General features: G+C 67.7%; 18 protein-coding genes, 1 tRNA gene and 1 riboswitch. Of the genes, 13 read left to right on the forward strand and 6 right to left on the reverse strand.

All coding sequences use genetic code 11. From position 1 onward, the window contains the following. Positions 1-78 precede the first annotated feature (78 nt). A riboswitch (S-adenosyl-L-homocysteine riboswitch) is annotated at positions 79-176 on the forward strand. Between the two features lie 79 nt (positions 177-255). From ahcY to ABIE04_RS05465, 4 genes are all read left to right on the forward strand, one after another. Further along, positions 256-1,695, forward strand: coding sequence for an adenosylhomocysteinase (gene ahcY, locus ABIE04_RS05450; protein ID WP_354547550.1), 1,440 nt, complete (start codon positions 256-258; stop codon positions 1,693-1,695). A gap of 358 nt (positions 1,696-2,053) precedes the next feature. Then, on the forward strand, positions 2,054-2,878 hold the full coding sequence (gene metF / locus ABIE04_RS05455; protein WP_354547551.1) for a methylenetetrahydrofolate reductase [NAD(P)H]: 825 nt from the start codon (positions 2,054-2,056) through the stop codon (positions 2,876-2,878). Between the two features lie 25 nt (positions 2,879-2,903). Next, positions 2,904-3,482: a DUF4124 domain-containing protein gene (locus ABIE04_RS05460; RefSeq protein WP_354547552.1), complete on the forward strand. Its 579-nt coding sequence runs from the start codon at positions 2,904-2,906 to the stop codon at positions 3,480-3,482. Positions 3,483-3,535: 53 nt separating this feature from the next. Further along, positions 3,536-4,453 (forward strand): branched-chain amino acid transaminase, encoded by a 918-nt coding sequence (locus tag ABIE04_RS05465; RefSeq protein ID WP_354547553.1) that lies wholly within the window; start codon positions 3,536-3,538, stop codon positions 4,451-4,453. 181 nt (positions 4,454-4,634) lie between these two features. On the opposite strand, the gene ABIE04_RS05470 is transcribed toward ABIE04_RS05465, so the two are convergent. From ABIE04_RS05470 to ABIE04_RS05490, 5 genes are all read right to left on the reverse strand, one after another. Further along, positions 4,635-5,918: a sensor histidine kinase gene (locus tag ABIE04_RS05470; RefSeq protein ID WP_354547554.1), complete on the reverse strand. Its 1,284-nt coding sequence runs from the start codon at positions 5,916-5,918 to the stop codon at positions 4,635-4,637. Then, positions 5,902-6,588, reverse strand: coding sequence for a response regulator transcription factor (locus ABIE04_RS05475; protein WP_007509416.1), 687 nt, complete (start codon positions 6,586-6,588; stop codon positions 5,902-5,904). Before ABIE04_RS05475 ends, ABIE04_RS05470 begins: the two co-directional genes overlap by 17 nt. A 331-nt stretch (positions 6,589-6,919) precedes the next feature. After that, complete coding sequence (gene rimK / locus ABIE04_RS05480; RefSeq protein ID WP_354547555.1) at positions 6,920-7,840, reverse strand: 30S ribosomal protein S6--L-glutamate ligase; 921 nt, start codon at positions 7,838-7,840, stop codon at positions 6,920-6,922. 10 nt (positions 7,841-7,850) lie between these two features. Next, positions 7,851-8,303, reverse strand: coding sequence for an ATP-dependent zinc protease family protein (locus ABIE04_RS05485; RefSeq protein ID WP_354547556.1), 453 nt, complete (start codon positions 8,301-8,303; stop codon positions 7,851-7,853). Positions 8,304-8,335: 32 nt separating this feature from the next. After that, positions 8,336-8,409 (reverse strand) — tRNA-Gly (locus tag ABIE04_RS05490). A gap of 330 nt (positions 8,410-8,739) precedes the next feature. On the opposite strand from ABIE04_RS05490, the gene ABIE04_RS05495 reads away from it, so the two are divergent. The 6 genes from ABIE04_RS05495 to ABIE04_RS05520 all read left to right on the forward strand — a co-directional run bounded on the left by ABIE04_RS05495 (position 8,740) and on the right by ABIE04_RS05520 (position 17,535). Beyond that, positions 8,740-10,962 (forward strand): DUF6600 domain-containing protein, encoded by a 2,223-nt coding sequence (locus ABIE04_RS05495; protein WP_354547557.1) that lies wholly within the window; start codon positions 8,740-8,742, stop codon positions 10,960-10,962. A gap of 131 nt (positions 10,963-11,093) precedes the next feature. Next, on the forward strand, positions 11,094-11,795 hold the full coding sequence (trmB, locus tag ABIE04_RS05500; RefSeq protein ID WP_354547558.1) for a tRNA (guanosine(46)-N7)-methyltransferase TrmB: 702 nt from the start codon (positions 11,094-11,096) through the stop codon (positions 11,793-11,795). A 182-nt stretch (positions 11,796-11,977) separates the two neighbouring features. After that, positions 11,978-12,325 (forward strand): endonuclease domain-containing protein, encoded by a 348-nt coding sequence (locus tag ABIE04_RS05505; protein ID WP_354547559.1) that lies wholly within the window; start codon positions 11,978-11,980, stop codon positions 12,323-12,325. Between the two features lie 283 nt (positions 12,326-12,608). Then, positions 12,609-14,426, forward strand: a complete 1,818-nt coding sequence (locus tag ABIE04_RS05510) for an SLC13 family permease (RefSeq protein WP_354549783.1) — start codon at positions 12,609-12,611, stop codon at positions 14,424-14,426. Positions 14,427-14,587: 161 nt separating this feature from the next. Continuing rightward, positions 14,588-15,937 carry a phosphomannomutase gene (locus ABIE04_RS05515; RefSeq protein ID WP_354547560.1) on the forward strand — a complete coding sequence of 450 codons (1,350 nt, stop codon included), beginning with the start codon at positions 14,588-14,590 and terminating at the stop codon, positions 15,935-15,937. A 314-nt stretch (positions 15,938-16,251) separates the two neighbouring features. Further along, positions 16,252-17,535, forward strand: coding sequence for a nucleotide sugar dehydrogenase (locus ABIE04_RS05520; protein WP_354547561.1), 1,284 nt, complete (start codon positions 16,252-16,254; stop codon positions 17,533-17,535). A 67-nt stretch (positions 17,536-17,602) separates the two neighbouring features. On the opposite strand, the gene ABIE04_RS05525 is transcribed toward ABIE04_RS05520, so the two are convergent. After that, positions 17,603-17,968, reverse strand: a complete 366-nt coding sequence (locus ABIE04_RS05525) for a Rieske (2Fe-2S) protein (RefSeq protein ID WP_354547562.1) — start codon at positions 17,966-17,968, stop codon at positions 17,603-17,605. A 77-nt stretch (positions 17,969-18,045) separates the two neighbouring features. On the opposite strand from ABIE04_RS05525, the gene ABIE04_RS05530 reads away from it, so the two are divergent. The 3 genes from ABIE04_RS05530 to ABIE04_RS05540 all read left to right on the forward strand — a co-directional run bounded on the left by ABIE04_RS05530 (position 18,046) and on the right by ABIE04_RS05540 (position 20,950). After that, the gene (locus ABIE04_RS05530) at positions 18,046-18,315 is read left to right on the forward strand and encodes a hypothetical protein (protein ID WP_354547563.1); all 270 of its coding nucleotides are present in this window, start codon (positions 18,046-18,048) and stop codon (positions 18,313-18,315) included. A 76-nt stretch (positions 18,316-18,391) separates the two neighbouring features. Continuing rightward, complete coding sequence (gene yedA / locus ABIE04_RS05535) at positions 18,392-19,303, forward strand: drug/metabolite exporter YedA (RefSeq protein WP_354547564.1); 912 nt, start codon at positions 18,392-18,394, stop codon at positions 19,301-19,303. Positions 19,304-19,561: 258 nt separating this feature from the next. Beyond that, complete coding sequence (locus ABIE04_RS05540) at positions 19,562-20,950, forward strand: short-chain fatty acid transporter (RefSeq protein WP_354549785.1); 1,389 nt, start codon at positions 19,562-19,564, stop codon at positions 20,948-20,950. The last annotated feature ends 41 nt before the right edge of the window (positions 20,951-20,991 follow it).

Here is a 20,991-nt window from a genome sequence, read left to right on the forward strand (position 1 = left end):
ATGAATGGCCAGCCTAAACGAATTGCGGCGGCGGCGGCATCCGCCGGCGTCTGCCGCTACAATACCGGGCTTGTACTGCCCGCCGAGGGGCGCTGCGACCGTTCAACTGCGGATCCGTCCGTGGTCAGAACCGGCCAGGCTCGGCGCGGCACGTTCCACAACGGCGCCCGGTTGTTTGCACGCGAGTCCCTTCGCGGAAACCGGCCATCCATGGCCGAACTCTTCGAAAGAGCCTCGCACTAACCGGAGATACGCATGAACGCCGCACTCAAAGAAAACCACCACGACTACAAGATCCGCGACCTGTCGCTCGCCGACTGGGGCCGCAAGGAACTGGATATCGCCGAGCACGAGATGCCGGGCCTGATGTCGATCCGCAAGAAGCACGCCGCCACCCTGCCGCTGAAGGGCGTGCGCGTGACCGGCTCGCTGCACATGACGATCCAGACCGCGGTACTGATCGAGACGCTGAAGGACATCGGCGCCGACGTGCGCTGGGCTTCGTGCAACATCTTCTCGACCCAGGACCACGCCGCCGCCGCGATCGCCGCGACCGGCACGCCGGTGTTCGCCTGGAAGGGCGAAACGCTGGAGGAATACTGGGACTGCACGCTGGACGCGCTGTCCTTCCCCGACGGCAAGGGCGGTTTCCTCGGCCCGCAGCTGGTGGTCGACGACGGCGGCGACGTGACGCTGCTGATCCACAAGGGCTACGACCTGGAGAACGGCTCGAAGTGGGTTGACGAGAAGGCGTCCTCGCACGAGGAACAGGTGATCAAGAACCTGCTCAAGCGCGTGCATGCCGAGCGTCCGGGCTACTGGCACACCGTGGTCAAGGACTGGAAGGGCGTCTCCGAGGAGACCACCACCGGCGTGCACCGCCTGTACCAGCTGGCCGAGGCGAAGTCGCTGCTGATCCCCGCGATCAACGTCAACGACTCGGTCACCAAGAGCAAGTTCGACAACCTGTACGGCTGCCGCGAGTCGCTGGCCGACGGCCTGAAGCGCGCGATGGACGTGATGCTGGCCGGCAAGGTCGCCGTGGTCTGCGGCTACGGCGACGTCGGCAAGGGCTGCGCGCATTCGCTGCGTGCCTACGGCTCGCGCGTTGTCGTGACCGAGATCGACCCGATCAACGCGCTGCAGGCGGCGATGGAAGGCTTCGAGGTCAACACGGTTGAGTCCACGCTGGGCCGTGGCGACATCTACGTCACCACCACCGGCAACAAGGACGTGCTGACGCTCGATCACCTGAAGTCGATGAAGGACCAGGCGATCGTCTGCAACATCGGTCACTTCGACAACGAGATCCAGGTCGACGCGCTGAACGCGATGGCCGGCGTCGAGAAGATCAACATCAAGCCGCAGGTGGACAAGTACGTGTTCCCGGACGGCCGCGCGATCTTCCTGCTCGCCGAAGGCCGCCTGGTCAACCTGGGCTGCGCCACCGGCCACCCGAGCTTCGTGATGTCCAACTCGTTCTCCAACCAGACCCTGGCGCAGATCGACCTGTGGGCGAACAAGGACAAGTACGAGGCGAAGGTCTACATCCTGCCGAAGAAGCTGGACGAGGAAGTCGCCCGCCTGCATCTGGAAAAGATCGGCGTGAAGCTGACCACGCTGACGAAGGAGCAGGCCGGCTACCTCGGCGTGCCGGTGGAAGGCCCGTACAAGCCGGATCACTACCGCTACTGATTGCCGGAGAGGGAAGTCGGGAATCACGACCCGGCTTCTCACCCGGGCACGGACGGGGCGCAGCGATGCGCCCCGTTTTTTTGTGCCTGTTGTGCTCGGGATGGTTGGCTCCTCGCCGCAAAGTCAAAAGCGAACCCTCTCCCCACCTCCCCCTGCAAGCAGGGGGAGGAGCAAAGCCGTGCCCTCCTTAGTTGCAGAAGGGTGCAAAGCCGTGCTCCTCCCTGTTTGCAGGAGGAGCAAAGCCGTGCTCCCTCCCCTGCAGGCAGGGGAGGGTTGGGGTGGGGCCCGCTCTCGATCTATCGCTCCATCGCGACACAAAGATATATACTCGCCGACATCCCGACCAGGAACCCGTGCGATGCCTTCGATCAGCTTCGAATTCTTCCCGCCCAAGACCGACGAGCAGCGCACGCAGCTGGACCGGGCGGCGCAGGTGCTGAAGGCGCACCGGCCGGAATACGCCTCGGTTACCTTTGGTGCAGGCGGCTCCACGCTCAGCTACACCGGCGACACCGTGGCGCGGCTGCACACGCGGCACGGGCTCAACGTGGCGCCGCACCTGTCGTGCATGGGCGGCACCCGGGCGGAGATCGCCGAGCTGCTGGACGGCTACCGCGCGGCGGGCTACCGGCGCATCGTGGCGCTGCGTGGCGACATGCCTTCGGGCATGGCCACCGCGGGCGACTTCCGCTACGCCGCCGAACTGGTGCGCTTCATCCGCGAGCACTGCGGCGACCACTTCCACATCGAGGTGGCGGCGTATCCGGAAACCCATCCGCAGGCCGACGACGCGCTGCGCGACCTGCAGCACTTCAAGGCAAAGGTCGACGCCGGCGCGAACGGCGCGATCACCCAGTACTTCTTCAATCCCGACGCGTATTTCCGCTTCGTCGACGACGTGCGCCGACTCGGCGTCAGCGTGCCGATCGTGCCGGGCATCATGCCGATCGCGAACTACAGCCAGCTGAAACGTTTCTCCGACATGTGCGGCGCGGAGATCCCGCGCTGGATCGCCAAACGCATGCAGGCGCACGGCGACGACGCCGACTCGGTGCGCGCGCTTGGCGCCGAAGTGGTGGCGCAACTGTGCCGGCGCCTGCTCGACGGCGGCGCGCCGGGCCTGCACTTCTACACGCTGAACCGGGCTCGTGCCACGCAGGCGGTGCTGCAGCAACTTTTCTGATTCGCACGGCGGGTATGCTGGTGCGATGCACCGGTTGCCCACCCTGCTTTGCCTGATCCTGCTCGCCTGTGCCGCGCCCGCTGCGGCGCAGACGGAAATCCATCGCTGCATCGGCGCGAACGGCGGCGCGGTGTTCACCGACCAGCCCTGCGCCGCGCTGCAGGCCACCCCAATCAGTCCCGGCACCCAGCCTGGCAATGCCACCGCCCCGCTGGCCGCGCCGCCGCCGATCCTGTGCGCTGCCAGCACCGGCGAACTGCGCCAGAGCGTGATCGACGCCTTCGCCAGCCGCGACGCCAACCGCATGGCCGGCCTGATGCTGTGGGACGGCTACGGTCGCGGCGCGGCGATCGCGGACATCCGCTCGCTGGCCGAACTGATGAGGCAACCGCTGCTGGACGTGGACATCCCGAACGGCAGCGCGCCGGCGCAAGCCGCGAGCATCGACGACCCGTTCGCCCCGCCCGCCCCGCCCGCTCCGCCATCGGCCGGCAACCAGCTGGTATTGCATATCGCCGGCAACGACGGCAGCGGCGCCCCGCGCGAACTGCGATTCGACATCGTGCGCCAGGCCGGCTGCCTGTGGTTGCGCAACGCGAATTGACGCCGACCCGGTGCCCAGCAGTTATCATGGGCGGTCCCCATTGGAGAATCGACATGGCGCAGCAATACCCCGAATGGATTTGGCAGAACGGCAGCATCAAGCCCTGGGCCGAAGCGACCACCCACGTGATGTCGCACGCACTGCATTACGGCTCATCGGTGTTCGAGGGTATCCGCAGCTACGCCACGCCCGACGGCGCCGCGATCTTCCGCCTCACCGACCACCTGAACCGGCTGTACCAGTCCGCCAAGATCTACGACATGGTGCTGCCGTACTCGGCCGACGAACTGGCAGTGGCGTGTCGTGAAGTGATCCGCAAGAACGGCCTGGGTGCCTCCTACCTGCGCCCGGTCGCCTACCGCGGCCTGGGCGGTTTCGGCCTGTCCGCCGAAACCCCGATCGACGTCGCCGTCGCGGCGTGGCCGATGGGTCCGTACCTCGGCGCCGAGGCGCTGCAGAACGGCATCGACGCCTGCGTGTCGAGTTGGCAGCGTTTCGCGCCGAACACCATTCCGGCCGGCGCCAAGGCCGGCGGCAATTACCTGTCCGGCCAGCTGATTGCGCGTGAAGCGCGCCGCCTCGGCTTCGGCGAGGGCATCGCGCTGGCCTCCACCGGCTTGCTCAGCGAAGGCGCCGGCGAGAACCTGTTCCTGGTCTTCGACGGCGTGCTGCACACCCCGCCGGCCAGCGCCTCGCTGCTCACCGGCATCACCCGCAACACGCTGATGACGCTGGCCCGCGAGGACGGCATTGAGGTGGTCGAGCGCGACATCCCGCGCGAATACCTGTACCTCGCCGAGGAAGTGCTGATGTGCGGCACCGCTGCCGAGATCACCCCGATCCGCTCGGTCGACGGCAAGCAGGTCGGCACCGGCAAGGCCGGCCGCGTGACCCTGCGCCTGCAGGAATTGTTCTTCGGTCTGTTCGACGGCCGCACCCACGACAAGTGGGGCTGGCTGGAGCAGGTGTGAAGCCACGGCCACTCGCGGAAACGAAAACGCCCCGCGATGCGGGGCGTTTTCGTTTCCGTCCTGCTTTGCTCCCTCCCCTGCTTGCAGGGGAGGGCCGGGGTAGGGTCAGCTCTTGATCTTCCCGCAAGCTCGGGCAACCCCCTCCCAACCTCCCTGCAAGCAGGGGGAGGAGTCATAGGCGTCAGCTGAACTTGATGCTGGCGATCGCACCATTCGCATCGCTGCGCGGACGCATCGAGACATCCCAGCCGTACAACTCGCACAAGCGACGCACAATCGCCAGGCCGAGGCCGGCGCCGCTGCCGCCGGCGCCTTCGCCGCGCACGCCGCGCTGGAACAGCCGCTCGGCGTCTTCCGGCTTGATCCCGGGGCCGGTGTCGATCACCTCGATGCGGCCGTCGCCCACTTCGACGCGCACGCTGCCTTCGAGCGTGTACTTGATCGCGTTGCCGACCAGGTTGGTCAGCGCCACCGACAGCACCGAGGCCGGCGCGTTGACGTTGACCGGTTCGTTGACGGCAAGCTCGATGCTCAGCGGCTTGCCGCGCATCTGCGGGCGCTGGCTCTCGATCACGTCGGCGGCGACCTTGCCCACCTCGGTGGTCTCTCCGCGGGTGGGGCCGCGCCGCTCGGCGCGCGACAACAGCAGCAGCGCCTCGATCAGCTCGGTGGCCTGGCGCGAGGCGCGCTCGATCCGCTTCAACCGCTCGCTCAGCTTCTCGGTGAGATCGGGCGAACCCTGCAGCAGCTCGGTGGTGCTGGAGATCACCGCCAGCGGCGTGCGCAGTTCGTGACTGACGTCGGAGTTGAATTCGCGATCGCGCTCGACCATCGCGGTGAGCCGCGCCGAATACTCGTCGAGCGCGTGCGCCAGCTCGCCCACCTCGTCGTCGGCGAAATGCGGCGCCAGCGGCTCGGCCTTGCCCGCCTTGCGGAAATCGCGCAGGCGGTTGGCCAGCTCGCTGACCGGCTTCAGTACCTTGCGCGAAAGCCACAAGCCCAACACCAATGAGAGCAGGCCGAACAGGAATACCGCGCCGATCACGCTGAACAACAACTGCTGCTTGCCGAGTTCGTCACGGGTAACGTCATAGCGGATGAACCCGATCAGCCCGTACTTCTTGCGTACGGCAAGCTTGTAGTGGTGCCTCGTGCCGTCTGCCCCCGTCTCATAAATGTCGTGCACGCCGCTGTCGAGCCCCTGCCAGGAAAGCGGCATGTTGTAGAGCGTGCGATCGCTGCGCATCCAGGCCTCGATGAGGTCGGAACCCGCTGGCTTGGTGGGATCCCTGTGCACTTTCTCGACAGCCTGATCCACGTCCTGCTGCAAGGATGCGGTAACCAGCTGGCTTTCGACTTTGGCGCGAATGTTCAGCGCAGCCACAGCAAACAACGCGCTGAGGCCGAAGCCGAACAGCGCGAACGAGACGATGAGGCGGAACCGCAGCTTACGCCTGGACTGCATCCGGCTCGACCATCCGATAGCCAATGCCGTGCCGCGTGTGGATCAGCGGCTTGTCGAACGGTTTGTCGATCGCCGCGCGCAGGCCATGGATATGCACACGCAGCGAATCGCTGTCGGGCAGCTCCTCGCCCCACACGCGCTGTTCCAGGTCCTGCCGGGTGACCACCGACGGGCTCGCTTCCATCAGCGCCTGCAGCAGCTTCAGGCCGATCGGGTTCAGCTGGATCGACTTGCCCTCGCGGTTCACCGTGAGCGTGTCGAGATTGAACGTGAGATCGGCCACCTTCAGCACGCGGCTCTGCGGGCCCTTGCCGCGCCGCGCCAGCACTTCCAGCCGCGCGGCCAGTTCCTGCAGCGCGAACGGCTTGGTCATGTAGTCGTCGGCACCGGACTCGAAGCCGGTCAGCTTCTGCTCCAGCGCATCGCGCGCGGTCAGCATCAGGATCGGCGTCTGCTTGTGCGCCTCGTGGCGCAGCTTGCGCGCCACTTCCAGGCCATCCATGCCGGGCAGCGTGAGATCGAGCACGATCACGTCGAAGTCGTGCACCACCGCCAGGTGCAGGCCGGTCACGCCGTCGCCCGCGAAATCGACCACGTTGCCCCGGTCTTCCAGATAATCGCCGATGTTGGTCGCGATATCGCTGTTGTCTTCGATCACCAGTACGCGCATGTGTCACTCCTGCGCAGCCGGCGCACGGGCCGGCTGGAGTTGCAAGCTTAACAATCTTGTGTGAAGCCGGCGCACCGGCCGCGCCGTGAAACTGAACGAGAGATCGCCCGGGCAAGAAAAAGGCCCAGATGCGCGACTCGCCGTCGCCCACCTGGGCCCAAACTACTGCCCCGATACCATCGTCTGCCGTCACCCGGCCGTTCAGGCCAACGTGCCGCAAAAAACAGTGACTGCTTTATAGGGGGTCGGTGGTTACGCTGCAGTTAACCCGTTCTCACCTGGCTGAATGCTGCCCTTACCCTGGAAAGCCGCCGCATGGAAGGCTGGCGACTCAGGCCTTGGCGGGTTTGCGGCGCGGGCGGGTTTCGGCGTGGGAATCGTGGGCCTGCGCTTGCAGCAGGTCCATGATCGCGCCGGCCACGTCGACGCCGGTGGCGGCCTCGATGCCTTCCAGGCCGGGCGAGGCGTTCACTTCCAGCAGCAAGGGGCCACGGTTGGAGCGCAACAGATCGACGCCGGCGATGCCGAGCCCCAGCGCACCGGCCGCACGCACGGCGATGCGCCTTTCCTCGGTGCTCAGCGTGGCCGCCATCGCGGTGCCGCCGCGGTGCAGGTTCGCGCGGAAGTCGCCCGGGCTGGAGTCGCGCTGCATCGCCGCCACCACCTTCTTGCCGACCACGAAGCAACGCAGGTCGCTGCCCTTCGCCTCGGCCACGAACTCCTGCACCAGGAAGTTCGCGTACAGGCCGCGGAACGCCTCGATCACGCTCTGCGATGCGGCGCGCTTCTCCGCCAGCACCACACCGGTGCCCTGGCTGCCCTCGTTGAGCTTGATCACGTGCGGCGGATCGCCGAGCAGGCCCAGCACATCCTCGGTGTCGTCCGGGTTGTCGCCGAACACCGTCACCGGCATGTCGATGCCCTGCGCGGCGAGGATCTGCAGGCAGCGCAGCTTGTCGCGCGCGCGCAGCACCGCATCGGACGGGTTCGGCGTGTAGACGCCCATCATCTCCAGCTGGCGCAGCACGGCGGTGCCGTAGAACGTGCTGGTGGTGCCGATGCGCGGGATCACCGCATCGATGTCGCGCAGCTCCTTGCCCTTGTAGCGGATCGACGATGCGCCCGGCGCGATGCGCACGTAGCAGCGCAGCGGATCGAACACGCGCACCACGTGTCCGCGCACGCGCGCGGCCTCGACCAGGCGCTTGGTCGAATAGAGTCGGGTATTGCGCGATAGGATCGCGATCTTCATGGAATGGCCGTCATCGAAGGTCCGTGGCCGCCGTCAGCGGCCGCGGCTGGGTGTAGGAACGTGCCGGGTCCACCGCAAAGCGCCCGCTCAGCGCGCTGCGGCCCAGCAACAGCGGAAACAGCATATGCCGACGATCGGTCAGATTGATGTCGACGCTGAACCGCTGCCCGGCCAGTTGTACTTCACTGCGGATGAACCAGCGCTCGGTGCGCCGTCCCCCGGTGTCGGTCACCGCGCGGCGGTCCAGCGCCGGCGCCTCGCAGCAGATCTCCAACGGCTGGCGACGGCCCGCATGCATGGTGAACCGCAGCCAGGTCGCACCGGCGCGCTGGAAGGTCTCGAGGGTGTCCACGTGCAGCGAACTGCTGCGCGCACCGGTATCGAGCTTCGCCTTGAGCACGCCGATACCCAGCTGCGGCAACGCCAGCCGCTCCCGCCAGCCGAGGGTGATCAGATCCGCCATAAGGATTCGGGATTGCTCGGGGGACCGGGGAGTGGAGCGGGTGAAGGGAATCGAACCCTCGTCAGTAGCTTGGGAAGCTACAGCTCTACCATTGAGCTACACCCGCCTTGGCCGGCGGATGGTAACCCGGGATTCGCGTGGTTGAAAAGCTTGACCCTCGCCGGCGACCGCACGCCAGGTCCCTCCCCCTGCGCAGCAGGGGAGGTCAGGAGGGGGTGAGCTTTTGATCCTGCCTTGGCGAAGAGCACCCCCTCCCCAACCCTCTGCCTGCAGGGGAGGGAGCAGAGCCGAAGCCGGGCCGCGCGGCCCAACGCGTGCTGAACAAGCGCCTGCGCATAATCCGGCGACGGTCATCGCCGGCCTGACAATGCACGTTGAGGCGAGGGTGTCGAACGGAAGCCCCGTGCCACCCGCGCTCACTCCCAAGGAGAGCACCATGCCCAGGTTTGTCGAGTTGTCCACGTCGTGGCGCCGTCACTGGCGAGCATTGGCCATCACCTTGCTGTGCATGGCGGCGGGGTTGGCGCAGGCGCAGTCCGGCGTCGACGACAGCGCCGATCCGCCGAGCCGGGTGGCGCGGCTGTCGTACATCGCCGGCGACCTCGGCTTCCTGCCCGCCGGCGCGAAGGACTGGAGCGACGCCAACATCAACCGTCCGCTGACCACCGGCGACAAGCTGTCCACCGCCCAGGGCGCCCGCGCCGAGCTGGAGTTCGGCGGCGGCACCCTGCGCATCGACGGGCGGACCGACTTCGGCCTGCTCGATCTCAACGACCAGCTGGCCCAGATCGAGCTGACCCAGGGCACGCTCAGCCTCACCGTACGCCGCCTCGACGACGGCCAGAGCTACGAGATCGACACCCCGGCCGTGGCGCTGGTGGTCGACCAGCCCGGCACGTTCCGCGTCGACATCGACGAGCGCGACGGCAGCACACGCGTCACCGCGTTTGACGGCGGCGCCACCGTGTTCGGCGAGAACAATGCGCAGCGCTCGATCAACCCCGGGCGCAGCTACCGCTTCGTCGACCCCAGCCTGGACATGGTGACGATCACCGACATCGATGGCGGCGACGCGTTCGACGCCTGGGCCAGCGAACGCGACCGCCGCTACGCACAATCGGACAGCAGCCAGTACGTTTCCGACGACGTGGTCGGCTACCAGGACCTCGACCAGTACGGCGCCTGGCAGGACACCAGCGAGTACGGCGCGGTGTGGTTCCCGCGCGACGTCGGCGCCAACTGGGCGCCATACCGCGACGGCCACTGGGCGTACATCGCGCCATGGGGCTGGACCTGGGTGGACGATGCGCCGTGGGGTTTCGCGCCGTACCACTACGGCCGCTGGGCCTACGTACGCGGCGGCTGGGGCTGGATCCCGGGGCCGCGCGACGTGCGTCCGATCTACGCGCCGGCGCTGGTCGCCTTCGTCGGCGGCGGTGGCTGGTCGGTCGGCATCGGCGGTGCGCCGGTGGGCTGGTTCCCGCTCGGCCCAGGCGAGTTCTACAACCCCTGGTACCGCTGCGGCCGCAACTACTACGCCAACGTCAACATCCGCAATATCCGCGGGCGCCGCGGCTACGATCCGCGCCGCGACATCGACGACCACTACAACCGTTACCGCCGTGGTCAGCCCGGTCGCGGCGACCGCTACGTCAACCGCGACGCACCGCGCGGCTTCACCGCCGTGCCCGGCCGCAGCTTCGCCGGCGGCCGCCACGTGCAGCGCGACATGATGCGGATCGACCCACGCAAACTCGCCGATGCGCCGGTGCTGCCGCGTGGCGTCGATCGAGCGCGCCCGATCGCCGACGCCGCAAGGCCGCCGCGCAACACGCACGCACGCGACCTGCCTGCCGGCGGCTTCAACCGCCAGGTGGTGGCGCGCCGTGCGCCACCCGTGATCCACGACCTGCCCGTTCCCGGCCGCAGCGACAGGTTCGCCGCCAAGCCGCGCAGCAACGTGCGCGTGCTGGATAACCAGGGCGGCCAAGGCCGCGGCGAACGCCCGTCCATGGCGGACCGCAACGACAACGTCCCGCGTCGGCCAGTCACCGCGGCCGGGCAGCTCCCTGCCGTTCCACGCATCGCACCGGCCACGCCCAGCCGCAGGCCGGACATGGTGCGTGACGACGGCGAACTGCGCTCCGCCCGCTTCGCCCACCCGCGCGGCCGCGATGACACGGACCGCCGCGTGGCGACGCCACGTCCGGGTGTCAGCTACATCGCTCCCGCCGCCGAAGACAGGTCGCGTGCGATCCCCGGCAACCGTCCGATGCCGTCGGAGGTCCCGCAGATCCGCCGTGCCGAACCTCGCCGCATGCCGGCCGACGACAACCGCTTCCAGCGCTACCAGCCCGACCGCGTCGTGCAGCGGGAACGGCCGCAGCCAACCGCACCGGCACGCGAGCCGGCCGCGCCTCGCTTCCAGCGACCCGAACCCGCGCCGCGCGCGTACGTGCGCGAGCAGCCACGGCCGATGCCCAATCCGGACCGCGGCGAACCGATGCCGCAACGCTACCAGCCACCGCCGCGCGCGATGCCGCAGCCGCGCGCCGCGCCACCACCGCGCGCCGAAACGCCACGGCCGCAGCGCAGCGAAGCGCGGCCGTCCAACCGCAAGAATGCGGAGCGTGTGCGCGAGGACGAGAGGCAGCACTGAGGCGAGAGCCTGACCCCACCCCCACCCTCCCCTGCGTGCAGGGGAGGCAGCAGAGCGTAAGCCGACTAGCTGTTCTCCATCCCCTGCACGCAGGGGAGGGCCGGGGTGGGGTAAAGCTCTACAATACGCAGATGCCCACGACCGATTCCCCTGCCCCCGAATACATGCGCCGTATCCGCAGCTTCGTATTGCGCGAAGGACGCATGACGCCGGCGCAGCAACGTGCGTTCGACACGCTGTGGTCGCGCTTCGGCATCGACTACCAGGGCACCCCGCACGACTTCGCGGCGAGCTTCGGCCGCTCGGCGCCGCTGGTGCTGGAGATCGGCTTCGGCAACGGCGAGGCGCTGGCCTGGGCCAGCGAGCATGACCAGGCGCGCGACTTCATCGGCGTTGAAGTGCACGGCCCCGGCGTGGGCCGGCTGATGAACGCGCTGGCAGCACGCGACGCCGGCAATGTGCAGTTGTACAAGCACGACGCGGTGGAAGTGCTGCAGCACGAGATCGCCCCTGCCGCCTTGTCCGAAGCGCGCATCTGGTTCCCCGACCCGTGGCACAAGAAGCGCCACAACAAGCGCCGCCTGATCCAGCCCGAGTTCGTCGCCCTGCTCGCCTCGCGCATGGTTCCGAACGGCCTGCTGCACCTGGCCACCGACTGGCAACCGTATGCCGAGCACATGCTCGAGGTGATGGAATCCGCCCCCGCCTGGCGCAACCAGCTCGGCCCCGGGCAGTACGCCGAGAAGCCGGAGTGGCGCATCGAGACGCACTTCGAGCGGCGCGGGCTGAAGCTGGGGCACGGGGTTTGGGATCTGCTTTACCGCAAGGTTTGAGCGAAGAGCGACCCCACCCCAGCCCTCCCCTACTTCGCAGGGGAGGGAGCAGAGCTCGCTTCACTCCTTCCCCTGCTCGCAGGGGAGGGAGAAAGCTTGCAGCTCTTTGCTCCTCCCCCTGCTTGCAGGGGGAGGCTGGGAGGGGGTTAGCTCTTCGCCCAAGCCAAGCGAAAGGACTCGCCATGCAGCGCATATGGATCCGCGCCCGCCAGCTCCGCAACGAAAGCACTGATGCCGAGCGCCGCTTGTGGTATTTCCTGCGCCGGCAGCAATTGGACGGCCACAAGTTTCGCCGCCAATATCCGCTGGCCGGCTATATCGCGGATTTCGTTTGCGTGCCGGCGAAGCTCGTGATCGAGCTGGATGGCGGCCAGCATCTCGATGCATTGGCGTACGACCGGCGGCGCACCGAGGCCTTGCAGCGCGCGGGTTATCGCGTGCTGCGGTTCTGGAACGACGATGTGCTGTTGCGCACGGATGACGTGTTGGCAGAGATTTTTCGGGCGCTGGAAGAAGAGTCAAAAGCCTGACCCCCTCCCAACCTCCCCCTGCCAGCAGGGGGAGGAGCAAAGCCGGCTACGCTCCCTCCCCTGCGAAGTAGGGGAGGGGCTGAACGACTGAAGGGACTCCTTTAGGCGCGAGTGGCGCTCTTGGCCTGCGGTTCACCAGCAACCATGCTCAGCCGCTTATACTCACGCCCATCCACCCAGGGACGAATCGTCGCAGCGTGAAGCTTCCACTGCCCCATCGTATCCACCGCAGCCAGCTGTTCCGCAGGGACGTCAGCTAGTGGCACTCTCGCTCACCCCCGAAATGATCCTGGTACTCGGGCTGGTGGGCTTCACCATGCTGATGCTGGTGCTGGAGTGGATCCGCGCCGACATGGTGGCGCTGCTGGTGGTGGTGGTGATCGGGCTGACCGGGCTGATCCCGTCCGAGCGGGTGTTCAACGGCTTCGCCGGCAACGCGGTGATCGCGATCATCGCGATCATGATCATGGGCGAGGGACTGGACCGCGCCGGCGTGCTCAACCTCACCGCGAACTTCGTGATGCGCATGGCGCGTGGTGCGGAGTCGCGCCTGGGCGTGGTGATCAACCTGGTTGCCAGCCTGTTCAGCGCGGTGATCCCGAGCCAGGCGCTGGCGGCGCTGATGATCCCGGTCAGCAGCCGGCTGGCCGCGCGCACCGGCGTGCCGCTGTCGAAGCTGCTGCTGCCGATGGCGTTCTGCATCCTCACCGCCACCAACACCACGCTGATCGCGAATTCGCCGTTGATCGTGCTGAACGACCTGATCGCCAGCGCCAACGTGAACCTGCCGCCGGGCGCGCACACGATCCCGAAGTTCGGCCTGTTCAGCGTCACGCCGGTCGGCCTGACCCTGGCACTGCTGGGCGTGGGCTACTTCTACTTCTTCGGCCGCAAGCTGCTGCCCGGGCACGAGGACGAGCGGCTGAAGGTGACGCCGGGACGCACCGAGAGCTACTTCGCCGAAACCTATGGCATCGTCGGCGAGACCGCCGAGCTCACCGTCACCGCGGAAAGCCCGCTGGTCGGCATGAGCATCGGCGAGGTCGAGCAGCTGTATGAGGCACCGCTGATCCTGGCGATCAAGAGTGGCAACGACGCGCGCATGGCGCCGCCGGCCGACCATGTGATCTGGGTCGGCTCGGTGCTCGGCGTGCTCGGCCCGCGCGAGCAGCTCAACCAGTTCGCCAACAACCAGCTGTGCCGGCTGTCCACCCGCATGCGCCAGCTCGGCGAGTTGTTCAATCCCACCCGCGCCGGCATTTCCGAAGTGGTGATTCCGCCGGTGTCGCGCTTCATCAAGCACACCGTGGGCGAGCTGCGCCTGCGCAAGCGCTTCGGCATCTCGGTGCTGGCGGTGAACCGCGGCGACCAGGTGTTGCGCGACGACGTGCGCTCGGTCAGCCTGCGCGCCGGCGACACCGTGGTGCTGCACAGCAACTGGCGCGACCTGTCGCTGGCCGCGGAAGAGCGTGACCTGGTCGTCGTCACCGACATTCCGAAGGAACAGCAGCGCCCGGGCAAGATATGGCAGGCGGTGGGCTTCTTCCTGCTGGCGAAGTGCCTGGCGCTGTTCACCAACCTCGACCTGTCGGTGGCGATGATGACCGGCGCGATCGGCATGCTGCTGTCCGGCGTGCTGAACATGGACGAGGCGTACAAGGCGATCAACTGGAAGACGATCTTCGTCACCGCCTGCCTGATCCCGCTGGGCTGGTCGATGGACGCCACCGGCACCGCCGCGTGGATCGCGCAGGTGGTGCTGGACCACCTGGGCAGCGCGTCGCCGTGGCTGCTGCAGCTGTGCCTGGCCATCCTCACCTTGCTGTTCTCGCAGGTGATGTCCAACGTGGGCGCCACCGTGATGATGGTGCCGATCGCGATCAGCGTGGCCGTCGCCACCGGCGGCAACCCGTCGGCCTACGCGCTGATCGTGGCGGTGTCCTCGTCCAACACCTTCCTGCTCAGCTCCGGCCACCCGGCGCTGATGATGGTCACCGGCCCCGGCGGCTACAAGGGCAAGGATTTCCTGCGCGTGGGCCTGCCGCTGACCTTCCTGGTGCTTGTCGTCACCCTGCTCGCGATCAACCTGCTGTTCCATTGAAGCGAAGAGCGACCCCTCACCCCCTGCTTGCAGGGGGAGCATGCGGATTCAGTTCGGTCCCTCCCTCTGCGCAGCAGGGGGAGGTCAGGAGGGGGTAAGGCTTCTGATCCCCGCCTGCCCGCTATCATTCACGGTTTACCGCATGAACCAGGAACACCCCGATGCCCCCACTCCCCTGCTTCAAGGCCTACGACATTCGCGGGCGCGTGCCCGACGAGCTCGATGAAACCCTCGCCCGCAAGATCGGCCTGGGCATGGCCGGCCTGCTCGGCCCGGGACCGGTGGTGGTGGGGCGTGACGTACGCCTGAGCAGCCCCGCACTGCAGGCGGCGTTGACCGAAGGCTTCCAGGCGGCCGGGCGCGAGGTGATCGACATCGGCATGGGCGGCACCGAGGAAGTCTATTTCCAGACCGACCATCTCGGCGCAGCCGGCGGCGTGATGGTCACGGCCAGCCACAACCCGATGGACTACAACGGCATGAAGCTGGTGCGCGAGGGCTCCCGGCCGATCAGCGGCGACAGCGGACTGTTCGCGATCCGCGATTTCGCCGCCAGCCACGACGCACCGATCCCGACCGCCAGCGCAACGCCCCGTCGGATGACGGACAAGTCCGCGTACGTCGCGCACCTGCTTGGCTACGTCGATCGCGACCGGCTGCAGCCGCTGAAGATCGTGGTCAACGCCGGCAACGGCGGCGCCGGCCTCGTGGTCGACCAACTGGCCCCGCACCTGCCGTTCCAGTTCATCCGCATCCAGCACGAGGCGGACGGCAACTTCCCCAACGGCATCCCCAACCCGCTGCTGCCCGAATGCCGCGCCGCCACCGCCGATGCGGTGCGCGCACATGGCGCCGACTTCGGCGTGGCCTGGGACGGTGACTTCGACCGCTGTTTCTTCTTCGACGCCGACGGCCGCTTCATCGAGGGTTATTACCTGGTTGGCCTGCTGGCCAGGGCGCTGCTGGCGCGGCACCCGGGCGGCAAGATCATCCACGACCCGCGGCTCACTTGGAACACCATCGAGATGGTGCGCGAAGCCGGCGGCATCCCGGTGCTGAGCAAGACCGGCCACGCCTTCATCAAGGAACGCATGCGCGCCGAGAATGCCATCTACGGCGGCGAGATGAGCGCCCACCATTACTTCCGCGACTTCGCCTACTGCGACTCCGGCATGATCCCGTGGTTGCTGATCGCCGACCTGATCTCCGCCAGCGGACTGTCGCTGGCCGAAATGGTGGAAGACCGCATGCGCGCCTTCCCGTGCAGCGGCGAGATCAACTTCAAGGTCGCCGACGCCCGCGCCGCCACCGAACGCGTGCTGGCGCACTACGCCCACCTCGCCCCCGCACTCGACCATACCGACGGCATCAGCGCCGACTTCGGCCACTGGCGCTTCAACCTGCGCAGCTCCAACACCGAACCGCTGCTGCGGCTCAACGTGGAATCGCGCGGCGACAGCGCATTGATGCGGGAACGCACGGCCGAGATAGCGGCGCTGATCGAGGGCTGAGGCGAGCGAAGAGCAACCCCACCCCAACCCTCCCCTGCGATGCAGGGGAGGGAGCAGAGCGTGCGGCTTCGGTTCGTCCCTCCCCCCAGCTCCGCAGAGCGCGCGGCGCAGGTTCGGTCCCTCCCCCTGCTTGCAGGGGGAGGTCAGGAGGGGGTGCGCTTTTGACTCTGTGGCGAAGAGCCCCCTCACCCGAAGGACTCCCTCCGGTCGCCGCCCCTCGCCTGCTGTGCAGGAGAAGGAGAGCACGGCGCGCTATATGCAACCCATACCAGCCCATTAGACTGTCGGCCACCCGGGGGAATCCAGACAGGCTCATGCAGATACCTACGTTGCCATCCACGAAAATTGCGGTTGTCGGGCTCGGCTACGTGGGACTGCCGCTGGCGGTGGAATTCGGCAGGCAGTTCGATACCACCGGCTTCGACATCAGCGGCGAGCGCGTCGATGAGCTGCGCGCGGGGCGCGACCACACGCAGGAAACCCCGCCGGAGGAACTGGCTGCCGCCAGCCAGCTGCGCTTCACCACCGACATCGGCGACCTTGCCGGGTGCAACGTCTTCATCGTCACCGTGCCCACCCCGGTCGACGAGGCGAACCGGCCGGACATGCGCCCGCTGGAAAGCGCCAGCGCCAGCATCGGCAGCGTGCTCAAGCGCGGCGACGTGGTGATCTACGAATCCACCGTCTACCCCGGCACCACCGAGGAGATCTGCGTGCCGGTGCTGGAGCGGGTCTCGGGGCTGCGCTTCAACCACGATTTCAGCTGCGGCTACAGCCCGGAGCGGATCAACCCCGGCGACAAGCAGCACCGGCTGCCCACGATCACCAAGATCACCTCCGGCTCCACGCCCGAAACCGCCGACTTCGTCGACGCGCTGTACCGCCGCATCATCACCGCGGGCACGCACAAGGCGTCCAGCATCAAGGTGGCCGAGGCGGCCAAGGTGATCGAGAACACCCAGCGCGACGTCAACATCGCGCTGGTCAACGAGCTGGCGATGATCTTCAACACCATGGGCATCGACACCCAGGACGTGCTGGACGCCGCCGCCACCAAGTGGAACTTCCTGCCGTTCAAGCCGGGCCTGGTCGGCGGCCACTGCATCGGCGTGGATCCGTACTACCTCACGCACAAGGCCACCGTGCTCGGCTACCACCCCGAGCTGATCCTCGCCGCGCGCCGCATCAACAGCCGCATGGGGCTGTACGTGGCGCACCAGGTGATCCGCCTGATGGCGAACAAGCGCATCCACGTGGTCGGCTCGCGCATCCTGGTGCTGGGCCTGGCCTTCAAGGAAAACTGCCCCGACCTGCGCAACACCCGCGTGGTGGAAATCGTCCGCGAACTCGAAGCCACGCACGCGCAGGTGGACGTGTACGACCCCTGGGCCGATCCGCTCGAGAGCCGCCAGAAACTCGGCGTCACCCTGGTCGATGCGCCCGCCGAACACGCCTACGACGCCATCGTGCTGGCCGTGGCGCACAGGGATTTCCTCGGCCGCGGCGACGCAGACATCCGCCGCTACGGCCGCGAGAACTGCGCCGTGTTCGACATCAAGAGCCTGCTGCCCGTGGCCGCTGTTGACGGGCGACTGTAGGAACAACCCGCTGCATCTGGCACGGTCGGCGTGAATGGGGAGGCGTGCTTGCTGCCGTCCACTCGCATCATGCTTCCTGCGCCAGCTTTACCTCGCCTGCTTCCACCTGCACCGCCACCGCGCGCAGATGTTCGCCGCGGCACGGGCCGGCGATGCACAGGCCGTCGTCCCGGTTGAAGGTGGCGCCGTGCACGGCGCAGATCAAAGTTTCGTTCTTCAGCAGGAATTTGCCCGGGGCATAGTCGAGGCGACGGCCCGCGTGCGGGCAGACGTTGAGGTAGCCGCGCACGTGGTCGCCGCGGCGCAGCAGGATCAGGCTTTCGTCACCGTCGGCCAGGCTGGCGTCGACGGCGGTGGCGCCGCCGTCGGGGATATCGTCCAGCCGGCACAGCGACTGCCGGTCCAGCGATTCGACGGGGATAAATGTATCCATCGGCACTTGCCTCGTGGGCCGGATGGCCCCATGGTTGCGGCGTAAGTTGTTGATTTTACCACACGGATTTTTAACACATGTATTTCGCCATGCCTTCCATGCGTCGTCCTCGTCATCCGCTGGCCCGTGCCCTGTCGCTGCTGCTCGGCGTGGCGGTGCTTGGCGTGCTGTTGGTGTTCGGGCTGGTGGTGGCCGGCGTGCTGCTGGTCGGCGGCGTCGTGCTGCTGGCCGTGCGCCAGTGGAAGCAGGGGCGCGCGCCGGCGAAGCCGATGGCGCCCAACGCGCAGCCGGCCGTGCTGGAAGGCGAGTTCGTGGTGATCCGCCAGGGCCGGCCCGTCGCGCACTGATCGTCTCTTCGGCAACCCGCTGCGGACAACCTGGACGGACGCGCGATAATGCGCCGTCCCCACACGATCCACCCCCATGTCCGATATCCCTGCCTCCGTCGCGGTCGAAACGCCGCGCAGCCTGACTGATCCCCGCTTCCTGATCCCGCTGGCGCTGCTCGCGCTGTACGTGATCTGGGGTTCGACGTACCTGGGTATCCGCTTCGCGCTGGAAAGCTACCCGCCGTTCCTGCTCGCCGGCATGCGTTTCCTGTGCGCCGGCGTGGCGCTGTACGGCTTCCTGCGCCTGCGCGGGGTCGCCCCGCCGACGCCACTGCAGTGGCGTAATGCCGCATTCACCAGCGTGTTCCTGCTTGGCCTCGGCAATGGCCTGGTGTGTTTTGCCGAACAGCAGGTGAGCTCGGGCATCGCCGCCGTGGCGGTGGCCAGCATGCCGCTGTTCGCCGCGCTGTTCACCGGCATGTACGGCGAGTGGCCGAACCGGCACGAAAGCGTCGGCCTGGTGGTCGGCTTCGCCGGCGTGATCGTGCTGAACCTCGGCAGCAGCCTGTCCGGTTCGCGGCTGGGCGCGCTGGCGCTGCTGGCCGCGGCCGCCGCATGGGCCTTCGGATCGGCGTGGAGCCGACGCCGCGAAATGCCGCCCGGCCCGATGAACACCGCCGCGCAAATGATCTGCGGGAGCATCGCTCTGCTCGGCTTCGCCCTGCTCAGCGGCGAACAGCTGCCGGCGCACCCGAGCCTGCGTTCCACGCTGGCGATCGTCTATCTGGCGGTGTTCGGTTCGATCATCGCGTTCAGCGCGTACCTGTACGTGCTCAAGCGCGCGCGGCCGGCACTGGCCACCAGCTACGCCTATGTGAACCCGCCGGTGGCGGTGCTGTTCGGCGTACTGCTGGCCGGCGAGCACGTGGGACCCTACGACTTGGCCGGCATGGCGATCATCCTGTTCGGCGTGGCGGTCATCACGCTGGCGAAGCGGCGGCGCTAGGTCAGAAGCCTTACCCCCTCACCTAAAGGACTCCCTGTGGTCGCCAACCTCCCCCTGCAAGCAGGGGGAGGAGCAGAGCGGCTTCGCTCCCTCCCCTGCCTTGCAGGGCGCAAACGTAGCGCCGCCCCGACGGCAACTCTGGTTCCACGCTATTGAAGCGGGGCTTCGACCTTGGTCGGCTTGCCTGAGCCGTCGGTTGGGCGCGACCATGTCGCGATCACCGGCGGAGGCAGCATGAACGCAAGGCAGGACGGCTGGATGGCGCGCGCGGCGTTGCGCAGCGCGGCGTGGGCGGAGCGCTGGTTTCCGGATGCGTGGGTGTTTGCCGCGCTGGGCGTGGTGGTGGTGGCGCTGGCGGCATTCGCCTTCGGCGCCACGCCGACGGCGACGGTCAACGCGTTCGGCGACGGCTTCTGGAGCCTGATCCCGTTCACCATGCAGATGGCGTTCGTGGTGATCGGCGGCTACGTGCTGGCCACCGCGCCGGTGGTGGCGCGCTTCATCGACGTGCTGGCGCGCGCGCCGCGCACCGGGCGCGGCGCGATCGTGTACATCGCGCTGGTCAGCATGCTGGCCTCGCTGCTCAGCTGGGGTTTCTCGCTGGTGTTCGGCGGGCTGCTGGTGCGTGCGCTGGCGCGCCGCGAGGACCTGCGCATGGATTACCGCGCGGCCGGCGCGGCGGCGTATCTCGGCTTAGGCGCGATCTGGGCGATGGGCCTGTCGTCGTCGGCGGCGCAGTTGCAGGCGAACCCGGCCAGCATGCCGCCGGGGCTGCTGGCGATCACCGGCGTGCTGCCTTTCAGCCAGACCATCTTCCTGTGGCAGTCGATCGTGCTGACCGCGGTGCTGATCGTGGTGTCGCTGTTGATCTGCTGGACCACGGCGCCGTCGGATGCGAATGCGCGCACTTCAAAAGATTTCGACGTGGGCGAAACCTCGACCCCGGTGCTGCCGCCGCGCACGCGGCCGGGCGAATGGCTGGAATACAGCCCGCTGCTGTCGATGGCGATCGGCCTGCTGGGCCTGGGCTGGCTCGGCCACGAGTTCGCCAGCAAGCCGGCGGTCACCGCGATCGCGAACCTCAACACCTACAACTTCCTGTTCCTCACCCTGGGCATCCTGCTGCACTGGCGCCCGCGCAGCTTCCTCGACGCGGTGAGCCGCGCGGTGCCGAGCACCTCCGGCGTGCTGATCCAGTTTCCGCTGTACGGCGGCATCGCCGCGCTGCTCACCCACGTGCCCGGCGCCGATGGCGCAACCCTGGCACACCGGTTGTCGAACCTGTTCGTGCAGGTGGCCGGCCAGGAGAGTTTCCCCGCGGTGATGGGCGCGTACTCGGCGGTGCTGGGCTTCTTCGTGCCGTCCGGCGGCGGCAAGTGGTTGGTCGAGGCGCCGTACGTGATGCAGGCGGCGAACGACCTGCACGTGCACCTGGGCTGGGCGGTACAGGTGTACAACGCGGCCGAGGCACTGCCGAACCTGATCAACCCGTTCTGGATGCTGCCGCTGCTCGGCGTGCTCGGGTTGAAGGCACGCGACGTGGTCGGCTACACCTTCATCCAGCTGGTGGTGCACGTGCCGCTGGTGCTGGGCATGCTGTGGCTGCTGGGCATGACGCTGACCTACGTCCCGCCGGTGATGCCCTAATACCTGGAGCCCGCTGGCGGGCGACGCCCTGGATCAAGAGC

Origin of the sequence: Rhodanobacter soli (assembly GCF_040548735.1) — a bacterium.
In the GTDB taxonomy this organism is placed as follows: domain Bacteria; phylum Pseudomonadota; class Gammaproteobacteria; order Xanthomonadales; family Rhodanobacteraceae; genus Rhodanobacter; species Rhodanobacter soli_A.

Coding starts and splice junctions, on each gene's coding strand:
- ABIE04_RS05495 (WP_354547557.1), top strand. CDS start 8,740: ATGCCCAGGTTTGTCGAGTTGTCCACGTCGTGGCGCCGTCACTGGCGA.
- ABIE04_RS05510 (WP_354549783.1), top strand. CDS start 12,609: ATGATCCTGGTACTCGGGCTGGTGGGCTTCACCATGCTGATGCTGGTG.
- ABIE04_RS05470 (WP_354547554.1), bottom strand. CDS start 5,918: ATGCAGTCCAGGCGTAAGCTGCGGTTCCGCCTCATCGTCTCGTTCGCG.
- ABIE04_RS05520 (WP_354547561.1), top strand. CDS start 16,252: ATGCAGATACCTACGTTGCCATCCACGAAAATTGCGGTTGTCGGGCTC.
- ABIE04_RS05515 (WP_354547560.1), top strand. CDS start 14,588: ATGCCCCCACTCCCCTGCTTCAAGGCCTACGACATTCGCGGGCGCGTG.
- ABIE04_RS05485 (WP_354547556.1), bottom strand. CDS start 8,303: ATGGCGGATCTGATCACCCTCGGCTGGCGGGAGCGGCTGGCGTTGCCG.
- ABIE04_RS05460 (WP_354547552.1), top strand. CDS start 2,904: ATGCACCGGTTGCCCACCCTGCTTTGCCTGATCCTGCTCGCCTGTGCC.
- ABIE04_RS05505 (WP_354547559.1), top strand. CDS start 11,978: ATGCAGCGCATATGGATCCGCGCCCGCCAGCTCCGCAACGAAAGCACT.
- ahcY (WP_354547550.1), top strand. CDS start 256: ATGAACGCCGCACTCAAAGAAAACCACCACGACTACAAGATCCGCGAC.
- metF (WP_354547551.1), top strand. CDS start 2,054: ATGCCTTCGATCAGCTTCGAATTCTTCCCGCCCAAGACCGACGAGCAG.
- yedA (WP_354547564.1), top strand. CDS start 18,392: ATGTCCGATATCCCTGCCTCCGTCGCGGTCGAAACGCCGCGCAGCCTG.
- trmB (WP_354547558.1), top strand. CDS start 11,094: ATGCCCACGACCGATTCCCCTGCCCCCGAATACATGCGCCGTATCCGC.
- ABIE04_RS05530 (WP_354547563.1), top strand. CDS start 18,046: ATGTATTTCGCCATGCCTTCCATGCGTCGTCCTCGTCATCCGCTGGCC.
- ABIE04_RS05525 (WP_354547562.1), bottom strand. CDS start 17,968: ATGGATACATTTATCCCCGTCGAATCGCTGGACCGGCAGTCGCTGTGC.
- rimK (WP_354547555.1), bottom strand. CDS start 7,840: ATGAAGATCGCGATCCTATCGCGCAATACCCGACTCTATTCGACCAAG.
- ABIE04_RS05465 (WP_354547553.1), top strand. CDS start 3,536: ATGGCGCAGCAATACCCCGAATGGATTTGGCAGAACGGCAGCATCAAG.
- ABIE04_RS05475 (WP_007509416.1), bottom strand. CDS start 6,588: ATGCGCGTACTGGTGATCGAAGACAACAGCGATATCGCGACCAACATC.
- ABIE04_RS05540 (WP_354549785.1), top strand. CDS start 19,562: ATGGCGCGCGCGGCGTTGCGCAGCGCGGCGTGGGCGGAGCGCTGGTTT.